This is a genomic window from Micromonospora sp. LHW51205, assembly GCF_003315815.1.
Lineage (GTDB): Bacteria > Actinomycetota > Actinomycetes > Mycobacteriales > Micromonosporaceae > Micromonospora > Micromonospora chalcea.
This window is the reverse complement of sequence record NZ_QMEZ01000005.1, coordinates 391,044-408,361: the sequence shown is the minus strand read 5'-3', so window position 1 is coordinate 408,361 and position 17,318 is coordinate 391,044. Positions and strand designations below refer to the sequence as shown.

At 74.3% G+C, this 17,318-nt stretch carries 16 protein-coding genes; 7 read left to right on the top strand and 9 right to left on the bottom strand.

Translation table 11 applies throughout. The annotated features are described in order from the left end of the window. The first annotated feature begins 86 nt into the window (after nucleotides 1-86). Nucleotides 87-704 carry a GTP cyclohydrolase I FolE gene (folE, locus tag DQE82_RS21380; RefSeq protein ID WP_013288986.1) on the top strand — a complete coding sequence of 206 codons (618 nt, stop codon included), beginning with the start codon at nucleotides 87-89 and terminating at the stop codon, nucleotides 702-704. A gap of 53 nt (nucleotides 705-757) precedes the next feature. Here folE and DQE82_RS21375 read toward each other — a convergent pair whose 3' ends face one another. Both DQE82_RS21375 and DQE82_RS21370 read right to left on the bottom strand, forming a co-directional pair. Continuing rightward, the gene (locus DQE82_RS21375; RefSeq protein ID WP_043327887.1) at nucleotides 758-1,459 is read right to left on the bottom strand and encodes a hypothetical protein; all 702 of its coding nucleotides are present in this window, start codon (nucleotides 1,457-1,459) and stop codon (nucleotides 758-760) included. After that, a complete protein-coding gene (locus DQE82_RS21370) occupies nucleotides 1,456-3,984 on the bottom strand; it encodes an FtsK/SpoIIIE domain-containing protein (RefSeq protein WP_199496062.1) in 2,529 nt (842 codons plus the stop codon). The genes DQE82_RS21375 and DQE82_RS21370 overlap by 4 nt, the downstream gene beginning before the upstream one ends. A gap of 213 nt (nucleotides 3,985-4,197) precedes the next feature. Here DQE82_RS21370 and DQE82_RS21365 point away from each other — a divergent pair, with 213 nt between their 5' ends. Further along, entirely contained in the window at nucleotides 4,198-4,755 is a 558-nt protein-coding gene (locus DQE82_RS21365; protein ID WP_113973588.1) for a hypothetical protein, read from the top strand. A 7-nt stretch (nucleotides 4,756-4,762) separates the two neighbouring features. Here DQE82_RS21365 and DQE82_RS21360 read toward each other — a convergent pair whose 3' ends face one another. From DQE82_RS21360 to DQE82_RS21330, 7 genes are read right to left on the bottom strand one after another with little or no spacing between them, the layout of a single operon-like run. Further along, a complete protein-coding gene (locus DQE82_RS21360) occupies nucleotides 4,763-5,362 on the bottom strand; it encodes a hypothetical protein (RefSeq protein ID WP_113973587.1) in 600 nt (199 codons plus the stop codon). A 10-nt stretch (nucleotides 5,363-5,372) separates the two neighbouring features. Continuing rightward, on the bottom strand, nucleotides 5,373-6,548 hold the full coding sequence (locus DQE82_RS21355) for a M23 family metallopeptidase (protein ID WP_113973586.1): 1,176 nt from the start codon (nucleotides 6,546-6,548) through the stop codon (nucleotides 5,373-5,375). Then, entirely contained in the window at nucleotides 6,545-7,105 is a 561-nt protein-coding gene (locus tag DQE82_RS21350; RefSeq protein WP_113973585.1) for a hypothetical protein, read from the bottom strand. The genes DQE82_RS21355 and DQE82_RS21350 overlap by 4 nt, the downstream gene beginning before the upstream one ends. After that, entirely contained in the window at nucleotides 7,102-9,039 is a 1,938-nt protein-coding gene (locus DQE82_RS21345; RefSeq protein WP_113973584.1) for an MFS transporter, read from the bottom strand. Before DQE82_RS21345 ends, DQE82_RS21350 begins: the two co-directional genes overlap by 4 nt. 1 nt (nucleotide 9,040) lies before the next feature. Beyond that, the gene (locus tag DQE82_RS21340; protein ID WP_113973583.1) at nucleotides 9,041-12,418 is read right to left on the bottom strand and encodes an ATP-binding protein; all 3,378 of its coding nucleotides are present in this window, start codon (nucleotides 12,416-12,418) and stop codon (nucleotides 9,041-9,043) included. Between the two features lie 49 nt (nucleotides 12,419-12,467). Further along, nucleotides 12,468-12,830, bottom strand: coding sequence for a hypothetical protein (locus DQE82_RS21335; RefSeq protein ID WP_013288977.1), 363 nt, complete (start codon nucleotides 12,828-12,830; stop codon nucleotides 12,468-12,470). 14 nt (nucleotides 12,831-12,844) lie between these two features. Continuing rightward, nucleotides 12,845-13,159, bottom strand: coding sequence for a hypothetical protein (locus DQE82_RS21330; RefSeq protein ID WP_113973582.1), 315 nt, complete (start codon nucleotides 13,157-13,159; stop codon nucleotides 12,845-12,847). Nucleotides 13,160-13,518: 359 nt separating this feature from the next. Here DQE82_RS21330 and folP point away from each other — a divergent pair, with 359 nt between their 5' ends. The 5 genes from folP (at nucleotide 13,519) to DQE82_RS21305 (ending at nucleotide 17,259) form a co-directional block, all read left to right on the top strand. After that, a complete protein-coding gene (folP, locus tag DQE82_RS21325) occupies nucleotides 13,519-14,457 on the top strand; it encodes a dihydropteroate synthase (RefSeq protein ID WP_233514731.1) in 939 nt (312 codons plus the stop codon). Next, nucleotides 14,454-14,813 carry a dihydroneopterin aldolase gene (gene folB, locus DQE82_RS21320; protein ID WP_043327897.1) on the top strand — a complete coding sequence of 120 codons (360 nt, stop codon included), beginning with the start codon at nucleotides 14,454-14,456 and terminating at the stop codon, nucleotides 14,811-14,813. Before folP ends, folB begins: the two co-directional genes overlap by 4 nt. Further along, nucleotides 14,810-15,337: a 2-amino-4-hydroxy-6-hydroxymethyldihydropteridine diphosphokinase gene (gene folK / locus DQE82_RS21315; RefSeq protein ID WP_043327898.1), complete on the top strand. Its 528-nt coding sequence runs from the start codon at nucleotides 14,810-14,812 to the stop codon at nucleotides 15,335-15,337. The genes folB and folK overlap by 4 nt, the downstream gene beginning before the upstream one ends. 85 nt (nucleotides 15,338-15,422) lie before the next feature. Continuing rightward, nucleotides 15,423-15,911 (top strand): DUF3180 domain-containing protein, encoded by a 489-nt coding sequence (locus DQE82_RS21310; RefSeq protein ID WP_104114026.1) that lies wholly within the window; start codon nucleotides 15,423-15,425, stop codon nucleotides 15,909-15,911. Between the two features lie 115 nt (nucleotides 15,912-16,026). Next, entirely contained in the window at nucleotides 16,027-17,259 is a 1,233-nt protein-coding gene (locus DQE82_RS21305; protein WP_113973580.1) for an ABC transporter permease, read from the top strand. The last annotated feature ends 59 nt before the right edge of the window (nucleotides 17,260-17,318 follow it).

Genomic DNA, 17,318 nt, shown 5'->3' with positions numbered 1-17,318 from the left:
ACAGCGATCCGACGACGGCCGGCTCCCCGCACAGGGAGTCGGCCGTCTCCGCGACCGAGCCCGACGGCGACGACGCGCTCGACTACGTGGCCGCGCGCCTGATCAGCGGCAAGCTGACAGGTGGTCCGGTGGAGGACAGCGTCGACCTCGCCCGGATCGAGAAGGCGGTGCGCGAGATCCTCATCGCGGTCGGCGAGGACCCGGACCGCGACGGCCTGCAGCAGACCCCGGCCCGGGTCGCCCGCGCGTACGCCGAGCTCTTCGCCGGCCTGCGGGTCGACCCGGCGCAGGTGCTGCGCACCACGTTCGAGGCCAACCACGAGGAACTGGTGCTCGTCCGGGACATCGACGTGATGAGCCTCTGCGAACACCACCTGCTGCCGTTCCGGGGCAGCGCGCACATCGGCTACATCCCCGGCCCGGACGGCCGCATCACCGGCCTGTCCAAGCTGGCCCGGCTGGTCGAGGTGTTCGCCCGGCGGCCGCAGGTGCAGGAGCGGCTCACCTCGCAGATCGCCGACCTGCTGATGTCCAGCCTCGCCCCGCGCGGCGTGATCGTGGTGCTGGAGTGCGAGCACATGTGCATGGCGATGCGCGGCATCCAGAAGTCCGGCGCGAAGACGATCACGTCCGCGGTGCGCGGCGGCCTGCAGAACGACGCGAAGTCGCGGGCCGAGGCGATGGCACTGATCATGGCCCGCTGACCCTCGACCGACACCGACGGCCGCGTACTCCCGCCCGGGAGACGCGGCCGTCGTCAGCTCGGCAGCATGGCCAGCAGCAGGCCGGCGGCGGTGAGCACCGCCGGGATCAGGCAGACCAGAGCCCCGAACCGGGGAGTGCGGTCCACCCGGTCGGTCGGACGCGGACGGAAGAGCCGCCCCACAGCGAGCCACCCCAGCATGAACGCGACAGCCGGCAGCGGCAGCCCCACCAGCAGCGCCAGCACCGTCACCGCCCCCGGCCCGGCCACCGCGTACAGCACGAGTTGCAGCAGCGGCACCACGAGCGCCAGCGGCCCGTACACCAGCAGGTTGCGCGGCCGGGACGGCCACCGCGCCAGCCGGGGCAGGCCCCGCGCGGCGAGCGTGTCGTCCGCCGCGTCCGCCCAGTCCCCGGCGGCGCGCAACGCCGCCAGCACCGCCGACGGCCCACCCGCCATCGACCGGGCCGCCTCGGTCACCTCCGGCGGCGTCGGTACCAGCGACAACGCCGGTACGCCCAGCTCACGCAGCCGGGACTGCTGCGACGCCAGCCGTTCGCGTACCGCTGTCAGCTCCTCGCGGGCCGCCGCCACCGACCGCGCCTGCTCCCCGGCGGCGGTGGCCGCCGCCCGGCGTACGCCGTCGAGCGCCCGTGCGGCCGCGACGTACTCCGTCCAGGCCGACTCGGCGGGTTCCGCCACGGTTGTCGGTCCGCCGTTGCGGGGCCCGGGCACGGTCGTGCCGGTCTCGCTCATGCCGGCCCCTCCCCGGCGCCGAACGGCACGAAAACGGTGCCCTGCTCGTCCGGGCCGTCCCAGAGCATCGCGCGGCCCGGCCGGGGCCGCCACCAGACCGGACGGTCGAAGAGCTGCTCCAGCCGCCCGCCCGGCACGTCGGTGACCGCCACGGCGGTGAGCTTGTCCAACTCGCCCTCCGGGCCGAGCAGCCCGGCCAGCGGCGCCGGCGTCCGCCACCAGCCGAGCAGGTGCCGCCCGGCCGGCGGGCCCTCCAGCAGCAGCGACCGCAGCAACTCCGGCGGCAACTCGGTGGCGTCCGGCACGTCCACCCCGAACACCACCAGGTAGCCGGGCTCGTCCGACGCCATCGCGGTCCGCAGCCCGGCCGCGTCGACGGTCTCCACCCGATGCCGCCCGGCCAGTTCGGCGGCCAGCACCCCGGCCGGCTCGGCCGACCCGTTCGCCAGCGGCGCCAGCACGAACCGGGCCGCGCCCGGATGCGCCGCCGCCGCGCTGCGGACCGCCGTCACCAGCAGCCGCTCGGCCTCCTCGTCCCGGCCCAGGACGGCCAGGTTGCGCCCGGCGCCCGGCCCGAGCGGCACCGTCACTGTGGAGCGCCGCACGTCCACCGCCCGGCCCAGCAGGGCGGCGGGAGCGTGGGCCCGGCCGGCCAGCGCGGCCCGGTGCCGCGGGTCGTTGGCGAGCAGCGGGCGGGCGTACCCGGCGAACACCACCGGCGGCGTCGCCGACTCGCCCCGCGCCTCCCAGAGGCGTCGCCGCAGGCCGGCCAGGACCTCCGGATCCTCGTACGGGTCCGGGAAGCGGATCATCCGCTCATGCCCGCGGGTCGCGCCGCGCGGACCGCCCAGACCGCCCGCCGTGTTCACCACCGCGCTGCCCACCGGCAGCCCGGCCGCCGAGTCGTTCGCCGGCTCCAGCACAGCCGAGCCGCCGGGCAGTGCCACCCGCACCGGGAACTGGCCGAGCAGCGGATCCCGCGGGCCGCCGATGCCCAGGTCACCCTCGCCCGCGAGGACCAGGTGGATGCCGTACGACCGGCCGGCGCGGGCCAGCGCGTCCAGCCGGGCCAGCAGGTCGGCGGCGAGCCGGTCCCGCTCGCGCAGCACCAGCGGGAAGTTGTCGATCACGCAGACGATCCGGGGCAACGGCTGGTGCTGCCGCAGCTCGGCGTAGCGCTGCCCGCCGGCCCGCCGGGACGCCTCCTCGCGGCGGCGCAACTCCGCCTCCAGCTCGCCGAACAGGTCGGCCACGTACTCCCGGTCGGCCGCCATCCCGGCGGCGCGCACCTGCGGCACCCAGGAACGGTCCCGCTCGGTCTGCAGGAACTCCACGAAGGACTCGCCGTCGGCCAGGTCGGCCAGGTAGAGCGCCAGCTCGTCCGGGCCGTACCGGGCGGCGAGCCCGAACAGCGCGTCGGTCAGGAACGCCGACCGGCCGGCCTGGCCCCGGCCACTGACCAGCCAGTGCGGGGTCAGCTCGGTGAAGCCGAGGCTGACCGGGCGCCCGGCGGCGTCACCCACGGTGGTGCTCAACCCGTCCGCCGAGCCGTCCGTCCAGAAACCGTCCGCCGGGAGCAGGTCACCCAGCGAGAGGCGGGAGCCGTCCTCGATCTGCCGGACCAGCCGCGCGCACACAGCGGCGACCAGTTCGGCGGGCGGGTCGTCGTCCAGGAACACCGGCGAGTTCAGCCCGCCCGGCGGCTCCGCGCCGGGACTGCTGAACCCGGCGCCGGGCGGGTCGCCGACGAGCGCGTACGCGGTGCGGACCGTGGTCGCCGTGGCGCGCGGCAGCGGACCGCCGTCCGGCCAGCCGGCGACCACCAGATGCAGCCCGGCCCGGGGCCCGCCCTCGGCCAGGCCGGCGAGCCGGTCCAGGTCGGCAGTGGTAGTACCCTCCGGCAGCGCGGCCACCACGAGCAGCAGCGTCCGGTCGTGCGCCCGCTGCCGGGCCGTGCCGGCGGCCACCCACTGCTCCGCCTCGGCCAGCACCGCGCGCATCCCCGCGAGGTCGGTGGCGGGCGGGGGCAGCAGGCCGGCGTCGGCGAGCGGCGCGTACCCGGCGAAGGTCTCACCGGAACTGCCGTCCACCGCGCGAGCCAGCAGCGCTCCCGCCGGCGTCGCCGCGAACACGCGCAGCAGCAGCGCGCGGAGCAGCCCCGCCACCCGAGGATCCGAGGCGTCGGCGTCGAGGCTCACGTGACCACTGCCGAACAGGGGCGCGAGCGCGGGGAACCGGGCGTCGTCGAGCGGCGCGGCGGTGCCCATCCGGACCAGTGGCGGCGGGCCGTCACCGGGTGGCGTCGCCGCGCACAGCGTCTCCAACGGACCGCCGGCCCAGCCCGGCGCGGCCAGTTCAGCAGCCGCCCGCAGGCGCTCGGCCAGCTCGTACTGCCGGTGATGGTCGGCCGGCGCGGGCCGGATCTCGTCGAGGATGCCCGCCGCCGCCGTCGCGGCGGCCTCGGCCCGGCGGTGCAGCGCGGCGGCCCGGCCGGCGCGCGCCTTCGGAGTCGCCACCGCGTCCACCTCTCTTCCCGAGGCCGACATGTCCTCCCCGAGGTGTGACGGTAACCCAGCCGGGGGCCGTCCACCGGGATGTCGGTCGGCGCGGTGAGCTGGTCGGCGGTGAGCAGCCTCACCCCGCCGCCGGGCGGCCTCCGCCCGGCGGTTCGCCACGATCCGCCGGTTCCAGGCATTGGGTACGCGACGCGCAGCCGATAGCCTCAGGAGGTGGAATCAGTGCAGCCCCCCGCCGGTTCCCAGGTGTCCCGAGTACCGGCGCAGCGGACCCCGCCGGAGCAGTTGGCGCCTCCCGCGCCCGCTCCCGCGCCGGTACGCCCCAAGCGGTCGCTGCGGACGGTCGTCGGCGTCGTCGCGGGGGTGCTGGCGCTGCTGTGCACGGGTGGAGCGGTGGCCGGATTCGTGCTGTACGACCGCGCGACAGCGCCGGACCGAAGCGCCCCCGACGTGGTCGTGGCCAACTATATTCAGGCATTTCTGGATGACCGGAACGACACAAAGGCACAAGAGTTCACCTGCGCAAGGCAGACCGGGCTGGATGGACTACGAGCGCTTCGCGACGACCTCGTATCCCGGGAACAGCGCTTCAACACGACGATCTCGGTGAGCTGGGGCCCGCTGGCTATCCAGGAGTCCGGCGAGGTCGCCATGGTCGAGGTCGAGCTGATCATCTCCGCCTCAGTCGAGGGCATTTCGCAGAGTGAGCGGCAGAAGTGGCGGTTCGAGACGCGGCGCGACGATGGCTGGGGCGTCTGCTCTGCGCAGCGTGCCGACTGACTTCCGGCTACTCCAGCCATAGCAGGTGCACCGGCACCTCCAACGTGGTCGGTGCCTGACCGCGCCAGGCCCACCGGTACCACTCCAGTTCCGGCGTGACCCGCACGCAGATGTCGCCGTCCGCCCCGGAGTAGGTCTCGGTGACGGCGCGCAGGTCACGCCGTTCCACGCCGTTGTCCACGTGCACCACGCGCCGGCCGGTCACCGCGTCGGCCTCGAACACCGGGGTGGGCGGCCGGCGGTTCGGGGCGTCCAGCGAGACCAGCCGGATTCCCGAGGGGGCTGGTGAGGTCGGCGGGGGTCGCTCGCCGATCGTCTCCACCCAGACCCGTTCCACGGGCACCAGCGGGGCGAACACCTCCACCTGCTCGGATTCGGCCCGGTACCACTCGTGTTCCGGGATCACAGGTACGTAGGTGCGGCTGCCCTGCACGACGCGCTCGTCAGCCCGCAGGTCCCCGCGCCAGCCGAGGCCGGGAAGGCCGACGAGTACCCGCCGGCCGCGCAGCTCGGTTCCGCTCGTGGCGGGCACCGTCTCGACCGGCCGGGGCGGCAGTGGTGCCCAGTCCGGCCGGTCGGCGAACGGGTCGGGCAGGGGGTTGCTCATCCGCCCGGCCTCACCCGGTCTCGCCGAGGGGCGCGCCCCGCTTGCGCATGAAGGGCACCGGGTTCTCCGCGCCGTTGCTGGACCGGTCGCCATTGCGGTGCACCTCGAAGTGCAGGTGCGGGCCGGACGAGTTGCCGCTGCTGCCGGAGAGCCCGATGACCTCGCCCGCCGCGACCGACTGACCCGGCACCACGCGGGGTCGCTCGACCATGTGGCAGTAGCGGGTGATGAATCCGCCGGCGTGCAGGATGTCCACGAACCATCCGCATCCGCCCTTGTTCGGCCAGCCGTCCCGGTCGCAGTCCTTCCGCCCGGCGCTGTCGGGATCGCAACGGGCCACCAGCACCCGGCCCGCCGAGGCGGCGTGGATCGGCGTGCCCTTCGAGGCAGCCAGGTCCACGCCGTGGTGGCTGGGACGGGCGGTGGTCCGGAAGCCGGAGACCACGCCGCCGGGCAGCGGCGCGGTCCAGCCGGAGGCGGCGATCCGGTCTCCGGCCGCCGCGTCGCACACGGCCTTGCCGGCGATCTCCACGGTCCGGGCGGCGCCGCCGGCCAGCGCGTCGACGATGCGTCCGGCCAGTTCCTCGTGTTTGGCGTACGCGTCGGGGTAGGCGCTCACCTGGACCTGCTGGGCCACGACGGTGAGCGGGCGCTGCTGCCAGTTCGGCACCTTCTCCATCTTCTGGTAGAACTTGCGGGCCGCGTACGAGGGCGTCATCCGCTGCTCGACGCTGCCCCATCCGGGCCGCTGCTGGAACAGGCCGAGCGAGTCGTGGTCGGCGCCGACCCCTTCGTGCGGCAGCGCCAGCGATGCCGGCACCGTGCTGTTGGCGAGGTTGCGCAGCGCTGATTCCTGCATCGCGGTGGCCAGCGCGATCACCCAGCCGCGCGCGGGGAGCTTCATGTCCTGGCCGACCTTGATGATGACCGCGGCGTTGCGCAGCTGACGCTCGCCGTACTCGGCGAAGCGCGGCATGTCCCCGGTCAGGTTCACCTGGTAGGTCGGGTCGCAGCTCAGGGCGGCGAGCTTCGGGTCGTCCCCGTCGCCGCCCAGTTCGGTGAGGAAGAAGGCTCCGGCGCCGCCAACGCAGCAGAGCAGGGCGAGTGCCGCCGTGACAGCGGTGGCGAGCACGCCGACCCGCAACTTCCGGCGGACCTGTCCGGCGACGGCCGGGCCGGCGGTCACGACCGCTCCCAGTCGACGGCGTCCACCAGCCAGGGGCCGTCCGGCGCGACGAGTTCGAGCCGGAGCGTGCCGTTGTCCAGCGGAACGAGCGCCTCCACGAACGACTCGGTCCGGGGCCGGAGAGTAGGTGCGCCTGTCGTCTTCCGCGCCGGCACTGTCTCCGGGTCGGCGTCTGTCATCTTCTCCGCCAGCGCGGGGGTGGCGAGCGGTCGGAGCCGGGCCTGCCAGGCGTCGCCGGTGCTGCCCGGGCCGCTCAGCCACGCGGTGGTGAACCGCCCGGCGACCTGCTCCGGCGTGGCCTCGCCCGGCCGGGTCTTCGGGGCGACAGCGGTCGGCGGGCTGGCCAGCACGCCGTCGTCACCGGCCTCCGGGTCCGCGGTGCTGATCGGCTGGCTGGGCCGGCTGGTCAGGCCGAGCCCCGAATCGCCGGGCCCGCCGACCAGGCGGGCCGCGCCGATCACACCGAAGACCAGCACGGCGATCACCAGGGCGATGCCGAGCCTCGACCGGAGGACCCGGGTGAAGAGGAACTCCAGCGCGCGCCGCACCGGACTCACCGGGCCTCGGAGCGGATGCGCGGCGCCGGCCGGGCCGGGGCGGTGCCGCGGCCCGCCGAGTCCGGCCGGTAGACGGCGTAGGAGGGGACCTCCTCCGGCACGTCCGGCTCGGTCCAGGTCGACGGCGCGCGCCGGGGTCGGGGCGCACCGGCCGGACTCCCGCCCGGCCGTCCGCTCGCGGGCGCCCCCTCCGGCCGTTCCCGTCCGTCCGGTCGCTCCCGTTCGGCCGGTGTGGCGCTGTGCGCCGGATCCTCGTGGCGGGCCTCCGGCCGGAGGCTGCGCTGATCGGCGGTGACGGTACGGCGTCTGCCGATGGTCGGCTCGTTGGTGCCGCCGGGCTCGGCCACGTCCAGCCGGGCGGCGATCCGCATGTCCCGGAAGAACCGGCGGTGCCAGGAGCCGGCCGAGCTGACCGCCTCGCTGCTGTCCTTGCCGCCGAGCTGGGTGATGCGGCGGTACGGCCGCAGGAGCAGCCAGCCGACCACGCCGCAGAGCCAGACCAGGACCACCTGGAGCCAGCCGGGCAGCGTGGCGGTGTTCATGATCAGGTCGACGGCGAAGAGGTAGATGGCCGCGCCGGTGCCGAAGATAGCGATGTTGAAGACGGCGGCGACCACCGCGTTCGCCAGCCGCCGGAGGCCGGCGCTGGCCGGGCGCATCAGGCCGACCGTGCCGAGGATCGGCGCGGCGATCACCGCCCAGCGGAAGATCAGGAAGCCGAGCAGCACCAGCAGCGACGCGGTGAGGTCGAACATGGCGAACAGCACCGAGGCCAGCACCGCGATGAACCCGGCACCGATCCGGTCCATGTCCTTGGTGCCCTTGAGGTACTCGTACGCCTCCGGGTCCTCGGTCTTGATCTGCTCGGCGACCTTCGCCCACTGCTGCTGCTTGGCCTTGATGACAACGTCGCGGGTGGCCGGGTTGGAGCGGATTGACTCCGCCTCATCCCAGGTCAGCGCCTTCGCGTCGTATAGCGCCTGGCCGTACTTCTTGGCGGTCTCGCTGTCCGCCGAGCCGAGCACACCGCGCAGCCAGTTCCGGTAGAGCATCGTCTCGGTCGCCGTGTCGCTGGCGCGCACGGCGGGTGGACGCTTGTCGACGCAGGCGCTCGGGTTCGGCAGCGCGCACTTGTCCGGCGGAACGGTCTTGGCGGACGGGCCGACCGCGTCGTGCACCACGCCCAGTGTGGTGATCAGCGTGCTGTCGGCGATGTTCGCGGACTTGACCGGCCAGGCGGCCAGCGCGGTCACCGCCACCATCACCAGCAGCGCCCAGCCCGCAGTGGTCATCGCGTTGCTCATGTCCGACTGGCGGGACCGCCAGAGCAGGTAGAGGCCGACCACGCAGACCGTGATGATGCCGAAGACGCTGAACACCTTCTGGTAGACGGCCTTCGTGGCCTGCTCCACCAGCGGGTCGGCCCAGCTCCACATGGTGCGCGGATCCCAGGCGCGCTCCCGCAGCGCGTTGGACGCGCCGATCACCGCGTTGGCGAACATGAACTCGCCGTTGGCGACCATCGTGGTGAAGCGGTAGTCCGGATGCAGAACCGAGGAGGCGCAGCCCCCGTCGACGTCGTACGTGTTGTAGCTGTAGCCGGCGTACCCGTAGTCGCTGTAGAGGCCCTTCGGGCCGGGCTCCTTCGCCGAGTCGGGCCGGGACGCGAACCAGCCGGCCAGGCCCGAGTCCGGCGCGGCGGGCACCGGCGCGTTGCGGCACTCGACCTGGTCCTCGCTGACCGCCTTGAGGCGGCCCACGCAGGCGCGGAAGTCGGCCTGCCACTCCTTGGTGCTGCACAACTCGGCCCGCGCCTGGGTGACCGGCGCGGCGGCGTACGCGGGTGTGGCCGCACCGATCACCGGCCAGGAGATCGTGGCCCCGGCGAGTACGCCGAGCGCGAGGAGGAGCGCCGCGATCCGTGCCCTCGCCATGTCACGCCTCCAGGTCAGCCAGGACGGTCGGCAGTATCCCGGCGGCCTGGGCGACCGCGGCGGGGGTGGTGTCCAGGTGCTCCAGCAGCCCGTCGACGTACGACACGTCGACCCGGACCTTCTGCACGCGCCCGTCGACGTCGCGCATGACGAACTCGCGGAAGCCGAGCCGGTTGGCCGATCCGCTGTCGGCCTGGGAGAGCGAGGCGAGTGTGGCCTCGTAACCGTCGTCGACGGGCACCCGCAGCAGGCGCAGCGCCTCGGAGGCGATCTCGCTGTCCTCGGCGATCCGGCCGACGAAGACGGTGGAGACGAGGTTCTGCACGTCGAGGCCGAGGATGTCCTTCGGGTTCTGCGAGGCGACGAGCGCGGCGAGGTTCCACTTGCGGGAGTCGCGGGCGAGCCGGACCAGGAACGACCGGCCGGAGCGCCAGCCCTCCATGAAGTGGGCCTCGTCGAGGCCGACCAGTTTCCGGGAGGACATCGAGCCGCCGTAGCAGCGGCGTACGGCCAGCCGGTGCGCGGTGTGCAGCATCGGCAGCGCGAGCGCCTCCTCGGCCGACCAGTACTCCCGTTCGATCTTGAGGTCGGGGAGCCGCAGGCCGGCCATGGTGATGACGGTGAGCGCGGCGTCGGCGCCGAGCAGCCCTTCCGGTGGCCGGCCGAAGAAGAGCATGGCCAGCGGCATCTCGGCGGTGTCGAGCAGCAGGTGGGCCAGCTCGCGGCCGGCGTCGTCGTCGAGCCCTTGCAGGCAGGTCACCACGTCGTCGAGCGTGGAGGTCTCCTCGGCGGGCACCTGGCGTACGGCGTGCCGGAACAGCGTGGCGGTGGATGCCTCCCGGGCCACCTGCGGCGGCACCAGCATCATGCAGATGTCCTGCACGAGCATCCGGCGCTCGGCGCGGGCGTTCGACACGGCGATCTCGAACTCGCGGTCACCGGCCGCCCCGGCGCCGAACTCGGTGCGCAGCGGCGTCGGGATCAGCGCGTACGGCGCCAGCGTGCCCTGCTCCGAGCCGGTCAGGTTGAGAACCCGGGAGTACGGGGCGAGTTCGGGCATGGCGCAGAGCCGGGCCAGCGGGCCGGACGGGTCGAGCAGCGTCACCTGCGCGCCACGGCGCGCTGCCAGGTAGCCGAGCGCGCCGAGCAGCGTCGACTTGCCACCACCGGGTTCGGCGACGAAGACGGCGAGGCCGGAGCGTTCGCGTACCTCCATCGGGAAGTGCAGGTCGAGGAAGACCGGACGGCGGCAGGTGCCGGCGGTACGCCCGATCAGGTCGCCGCGCCGGTCGCCGACTGTGGACGCTGCCTGCGGCAGCGCGGCGGCGAGCAGGTTGACCGGCATCCGCCGGACGTAGCCGGTGTTGGCGATCGGCTCGCCGGGGATGAACTCGCGGGCCAGCCAGTCCTGGTTCTTCGGGTGCTGGAGCGAGATCCGCAGCTCACGGGAGTAGAGCTGGATGAGCCGCCGGGCCCGCTCCAGGCACTCCTCCCGGGTCCGGCCGCCGACGGCGATGCGGTGCCAGCCGTGTGCCCGGGCCGAGTCGACGGGCAGGCCGGTGGTCATCTCGTCGCCGATCACCAGCGCGCGCTTGGCCAGGCGTTCCAGCTCGGGCGGCGCGTCGATGCCGTGCTCGGCGTAGTCGAGCTGCTGGGAGCGGATCATCCGCAGCCGGTGTTCGAGGTTCCGGAACGAGTCGTTGGGGCCGAGGATGTCGACCCGGGTGGACAGCTCCATCGGCCAGGGCAGCCGCTCGTGGAAGTGCAGCCAGGGCTCGTGCCGCTCGGGGATCTCCAGCGGCTCCATCCGGCCGACCGCGAGCACCGCGACGTGGCGTTCCTCGCCGGTCATCCGGTTGACCAGCTTCACCGTCGAGCCGTACGGGGTGCGGTAGCGCTCCACCTGCTCGGTGAGGGCCAGCAGGTCGCCGCGTTCCCACCGGCCGTTGGTGATCGGGGACAGGACGCCGGGCGGCGCCATGCACAGCGCCACCGACCGGTAGAGCAGCCATTCCAGTTCGGGCGCGGTGACCCGCCGCCCGCGCATGCCGAACGCGCCGAGGACCTCGTCGAACTGCTCGACGGTACGGCTCAGCCGGCGCCGCTCGCCGTCGGCGGTGCCCCGGCCGAACGTGCGGAGCAGTCGTTCGGTGAGCGAGTCGCCGAGCGACCGGCGGGCGAACGTGACGCCGAGGTAGGTCTGGCCCTCGGCGTGGTTGACCGCCATCAGGTGCCGCTGGGCGGCGACCAGGTGGTCGGCCCAGCCGGTGGTGCCCGGTACGTCGGGCAGCGGGGCGGCGGTGTGCGCGTCGATGGTGCGGGCCCACTCGTCGGCCGGGAAGGGCCGGGTGGTGCGGCGCAGGTGCAGCCGGAACCCGGCGAGTCCGGCGTACTGCTCGGAGATCGCCGAGAGCAGTGCCTCGCGTTCGGCGTCGGGCCGGAACGCCCACCGCACCTCGGGCAGCCAGTACCAGGCGGTGACGGTGTTGGGGGTGAAGGTGAGGTGGCCGGCGATCTCGGTGATGGCCAGCTCGACCGACGGGTCCCGGTCACCGAACTTGATCTTCGGGGCGCGGACCCGGACCGGCTTGGTCGGCCGGTTGCGGCGTTCCGGCGTGCGCTGCCGGGGCGGCGCGACCTCGCGGTGCGCCGGACGGCCGACCTCCCGCGACGGCGCGGCGCCGGTCGCGAGCGGTTCCGCCGGAGCGAGATCCGGTTCCCGGTACTCGGCGGGCGCGGGTCCGGGCGCGGCGATCTGCGGGGGCGGTGGGAGTGCCGGCTCCGGCTCGGCCGGGGGCCGGAGCGCGGGCAGCCGGTCACCGGCCTGCTGCGGCACCCGGCTCCGGGACGGCGGGGGCGAGGCGAGCGCGGCCGGCGGGTCGGGCAGGGCCGGCTCGACCGGCAGCGGTGCGGCGCGTGCGGGCTCGGGCCGGGGGCGTCCGACCGCGCGTACCCCAGGGGTCTGCTCGCGGGCCGGGGGTTCCGGCTCGGCCCGCGGCGCGGGCTCGACCGGCGCGGCGTGCTGGTGCGGGATCGGCAGGGGCTCACGGCCGACGCCGCGGCGGGGCGGCGCCACCACCGGCTCGACCGGCGGGGGCGGGGTGGGGGCGGGTCGCCGGACCCGGGGCTGCGCGCCGCCGAAGAGGTCGAGGAAGGGCGAGTCGATGTCGCCGTCGGGGCGTACCGGCTCGCGGGGCGTGATCGGTCGCGGCGGTTGGAAGACACCGACCCGGCTGTGTCCCGGGCTGGTGACGAGCGCGCCGTCCAGGACGACCTCGTCCAGATCCTCGTCCGGTGGGTAGTCGAACGATCGCTGACGGTTACCATTCGGCCCGGCCGGACGCCCGGCCGGGGAACCCGGCGTGGAAGAGCGACTCATGCGACCGCCTCACCCGCGTCGTTCGTCTGCACGGTTGTCGTACGCCCGGTCATGCCAGTTCCTCCCGGATCCTGATCCGGCTCGCGACGAGCCGCGGATCCCGCTGCTCGGTGGCCGGTTCCCGGGTGCGTCGCCAGTCGGTCAGCGCGGTCCGGATCACCATGCGCGCGGGCCGGTCCGGGTCGACGTACCGGAAGATGAACGAGGTCGTCACGATCGCCAGCGAGATCTCCCAGGCGGGGAAGAGCTCGACCTGGAGCGTGAACAGCCAGTGGATGAACATGTAGAGGGGTACGAGCAGCATGAACAGGCCGTACTGGGCGTACGGCAGGTGAACGGGAAGGGTGTACCCGGGCGGCCCCAGGTAGACGAGGCGTGCCCGGTAGATGTCGTCGTCGGTGCGCAGCCGCATCGTCGCCCAGCGTCCTACTCGAAGATCAGGTTGATCAGGTAGTCGCCGACGAAGAAGAGTGTGGCGGCGCCGGCGATGAAGGCCAGGCCGATGATGGCGATGGCCGAGCTGGTCAGCACCTTGGAGATCTCACCCCGGCTGGCCCGGCCGATGAAGATCACCCCGAGGACGGCGAGCAGGATCGGTGCGATCTTGCTGGCGAAGAAGGTGACGACGTTGTCGGTGTCGATGCCCTTCGGAGCCGGCTCGGCGAGTGGAGTCGACGCCAGGGTGTGGAGCGCGTGGTCGACGGCGCTCAACGCCGCTGCCATGAGCTCGATGGCGATCACTGGAAACCTCCCCAAGGTCGCGGCCGGCGGTGCCGCGTTGGTGCAAGTAGGCAAGCCTGGCGGGATGGTGCTCGGCGGACACGGAAGTGGTCAACGCTGTGTCCGTGACCCACCACGCTGGGTGGTGAGTTTTGGGCGGATTCTTCCCGCTTCGGCCCTCCCTCCAGGCTTCGCCATCTCGATGCTGGGCAATTCCAAAGCGTACGGCCCGGCCACCTTTGCGACAAGCCGCGAAGAGTCGACCGTGAATCGCCCGGAAGACCGATCGCACACCTGTTCCAATCCGCATGTCAGGGCTGCTGCGTCGGCGGCTCGCCCGGTCGCCGGAAGCCCCGCCCACGAGCGGTACTGTCGGCTCCGTGACCGATCTGGTACGGGCGGAGACCCCGGTGGTGATGGGCGTCCTCAACGTCACGCCCGACTCCTTCTCCGACGGCGGCAGATACGCCGATCTGGACGCGGCAGTCGCACACGGGGTGCGACTTCGCGCCGACGGCGCCGACCTGATCGACGTGGGCGGCGAGTCCACCCGGCCCGGCGCCGAGCGGGTCGACGCGGAGACGGAGACCGCCCGGGTGCTGCCGGTGGTCCGTGAGCTGAGCGCCGCCGGCATCGTCGTCAGCATCGACACCAGCCGGGCCCGGGTCGCCGAGGCGGTCCTCGCCGCCGGCGCGTACCTGGTGAACGACGTCTCCGGCGGCCTCGCCGACCCGGACATGGCCCGGGTGGTCCGCGACGCCGGCTGTCCGTGGGTGCTCATGCACTGGCGGGGACACTCGCGGGAGATGCGCGAGCTGGCCACGTACACCGACGTGGTGACCGAGGTCCGGGACGAGCTGAGCCGGCGGGTCGACGCCGCGCTCGCCGCCGGGGTGGCCGCCGACCGGATCGTCGTCGACCCGGGTCTGGGCTTCGCGAAGACCGCCGCGCACAACTGGGCGCTCAGCGCCCGCCTGCCCGAGCTGGTCGACCTGGGCTTTCCGGTGCTCTTCGGGGCCAGCCGCAAGTCCTACCTGGGCCGGTTGCTCGCCGACGCGGCGGGCGAGCCGCGGCCCACCGCCGGGCGGGAGGCCGCGACCGTCGCGACGAGCGTGCTCGCCGTCGCGGCCGGCGCCTGGGGGGTACGCGTGCACGACGTCCGCGGCACCGCCGACGCGCTCGCCGTCTGGCAGGCCACCGGCAGCCCCCGTCTCGCCACCGCGACCGGCAGGCGGCCCGCGACCGCGTCGCCGACCGAAGCGGTCACCCGCAGCCGTCAGGCGGAAGCGGCCACCGGCGCGAGTGGAGGCGACAGGTGACCGACCGGATCGAGCTGACCGGCCTGCGCGCGCACGGCCGGCACGGCGTCTACGACTTCGAGCGCGCCCAGGGGCAGGAGTTCGTGGTCGACGCGGTGCTCGAACTGGACCTGGGCCCGGCCGCCCGCTCCGACGAGGTGACCGACACCGTGCACTACGGGGAACTCGCCGAACGGCTGGTCGCGGTGATCACCGGCGAACCGGTGAACCTCATCGAGACACTCGCCGACCGGCTGCTCGCGGTCTGCCTGGCCGAGCCGCTGGTCGCCGCGGCGACGGTGACCGTGCACAAGCCGGAGGCACCGATCCCGCACGCGTTCCGGGACGTCGCCGTCACGATGAGGCGTACCCGGTGACCCGGGCCGTGCTGTCGATCGGCAGCAACCTGGGCGACCGCCTCGGCCACCTGCGCGGCGCGGTGGCCGCGCTCGGCGACCGGGTCCTGCTGGTCTCCGGTGTCTACGAGACTCCACCGTGGGGGGACGCGGACCAGCCCGCGTACCTGAACGCGGTGGTGATGGTCGCGGACCCGGCGGCGACGCCGGAGGACTGGCTGGCCCGCGCCCGGGCCGCGGAGGCGGCGGCCGGGCGGGCCCGCGACCCGGAGCGGCGGTACGGGCCGCGCACGCTCGACGTGGACGTGATCGCGGTCTGGGACGACGCCGGCCAGCCGGTGCTCCGCGACGACCCCGAGCTGACGGTGCCGCATCCCCGGGCCCACCTGCGCGCGTTCGTGCTGCGCCCGTGGATCGACGTCGAGCCGCACGGCCGGCTGCCCGGGCACGGCTGGCTGACCGATCTGCTCAACGCCGAGCCGCTGGCCGGTGACGCCCTGGAACTGAGCCCACGACCCGATCTGACGCTAGAGTCGGACACATGACCCGCAGGAGCGTGGCCCGGCAGTGGCGAGCTGAGGAGGCGCGGTGAGCACCGACCGCTCCCCGCAGGGGCCCGACCGCTTCCGGATGGGGCCGACCCGGGCCTCCACGCTCGTGGTGGCCGGCCTGGCCGCCGCCGCGGTGGCCTGGCTGCTGATCAGCGGCTTCTACTACGACTTCGCGCCCGACCTGCCCTGGCTGCCGGTGATCACGCTGGCCGGCCTGGCCGTGTTGGAGGGCTACGCGGCGGTGAACACCCGCAGCCGGATCGAGCGGCGGCCCGGCCGCGAGCCGGTGAACCCGCTGCTGGTCGCCCGGTTCGTGGTGCTGGCCAAGGCGTCCGCGCTGGCCGGTGCCATCTTCGCCGGCTTCTACGCCGGCCTGACCGGCTGGCTCTTCGTGGAACGGACCAATGCCGCCCAGGGCGATCGGCCCGCCGCGCTCGGCGGTCTGATCGCGTCGCTCGCGCTCGTCGCCGCCGCGCTCTGGCTGGAACGCTCCTGCCGGGTGCCGGAGCAGGAGGACGACGAGGACCGCGAGCCGGGCGACCGCGAGACGCCGCGCGGGCGTCTCTGATCCGGGGTTCCCCACACCCCGGCCCGGCGGTACCGTCCCTGGCGACCGGAGAGCGACGGCCGCCACGGTCCGCCCGCCCGTGGGCCGGACGCGGCCACCTGGGAGGCGCGGGTCTATGGCGTACGACGACGCGGGTCGGACAGCGCCGCCGGAGACATCGTCCGGCGTGCCCGCCGCCGTACTGGAGAACGTCTTCGACGACCCGGCGCACGGCGAGCCCGGCCGGGACCGCATCGCGGTGCACGTGCTCTGGGAGTTCGTGCTGCTCGCCGCGCTGGTGGCGGTGACCTGGCTGCTCTGGCGGGAGAACGCGGACGCGTTGCGCGGCGGCTCCCTGAAGACGCTGCTCGTCGACGTGGCCGCGCTCGGCCTGCTCACCCTGGCCGCGGGCCTGAGCCTGCGGGCCGGCGCGGTGAACCTGGCGGTCGGCCCGGTCGCGCTGGCCGCCGCGCTGCACTTCGCCGAGCAGGGTGACCGCGGCATGCGGGAGGCGCTGCTGCCGGCGCTCGCGGTGGCGGCGGCGGCCGGGCTGGCGCTCGCGCTGGCCGTGGTGGTGCTGCACGTGCCCGGCTGGGCGGCGAGCCTGGCCGGGGCGGCCGGCGTGATCGTCTATCTGGAGCGCCGGAGCGTGCCGGTCGCGGTGCAGAGTGACTACGACCCGCGCCGCAACGCGCTGTACCTCTTCGTGGGCTTCGCCGCGGTGGCCGTCCTCGGTGGCCTGTTCGCCGCGATGATGCCGGTGCGCCGGCTGATCGGCCGGTTCCGGCCGGTCGCCGACCCGGCCCGGCGGCGCGGCGCGGTGGCCGCCACGGTGACCGCGCTGGCGCTGGTCGCGTCCACCGTGCTGGCGGCGCTCGGCGGCGTGCTGATCGCCGCGAACGGGGACGGCGCCGTCGCGCCCGGCACCGGCCTGGACTGGACCGTGCTGGCGGTCGGAACGGTGATGCTCGGCGGCACCAGCGCGTACGGCCGTCGCGGCGGCATCTTCGGCACCCTGCTCGCGGTATGCCTGGTGGTGGTGTTCCTGGCCTGGACCGTGCCGCAGGGCTGGTCGGTCGGCCGGTGGGCGCTGGGCGGCGCCACGCTCGGCGCGGGGCTGCTCGTCACCCGGCTGGTGGAGACGTTCGGCCGGCCCCGCCCGGCGCCGCCGGCGACTGTGGGACCGGTTCCGGTCCGCCCGCTGCGGGACGGCGCGACGAGCGGCGGTTGGGGGATGACCCCGGCGCCCGAGCCGGCCGACACCTGGCCGTCGGTGCTGCCGGTACGCCAGAACGACACCCCGGTGGAGGCCTGGGAGGCCCCGCGCTGGGAGAGCGAGCCCCGGCGCTGGGACGCCGACGAACGCTGACCCGACCGCGGCCGTGCGTCCGGCGCGCCGGAGCTGATCTCGCCGGTTAGGCTCGGCGG

Bases quoted from the DNA above. Each gene is read 5' to 3' on its own strand.
- DQE82_RS21335 (WP_013288977.1), bottom strand. From the start codon at position 12,830: ATGCGGCTGCGCACCGACGACGACATCTACCGGGCACGCCTCGTCTAC.
- DQE82_RS21345 (WP_113973584.1), bottom strand. From the start codon at position 9,039: ATGGCGAGGGCACGGATCGCGGCGCTCCTCCTCGCGCTCGGCGTACTC.
- DQE82_RS21375 (WP_043327887.1), bottom strand. From the start codon at position 1,459: ATGAGCGAGACCGGCACGACCGTGCCCGGGCCCCGCAACGGCGGACCG.
- DQE82_RS21360 (WP_113973587.1), bottom strand. From the start codon at position 5,362: ATGAGCAACCCCCTGCCCGACCCGTTCGCCGACCGGCCGGACTGGGCA.
- DQE82_RS21340 (WP_113973583.1), bottom strand. From the start codon at position 12,418: ATGAGTCGCTCTTCCACGCCGGGTTCCCCGGCCGGGCGTCCGGCCGGG.
- DQE82_RS21310 (WP_104114026.1), top strand. From the start codon at position 15,423: ATGGGGCCGACCCGGGCCTCCACGCTCGTGGTGGCCGGCCTGGCCGCC.
- DQE82_RS21305 (WP_113973580.1), top strand. From the start codon at position 16,027: ATGGCGTACGACGACGCGGGTCGGACAGCGCCGCCGGAGACATCGTCC.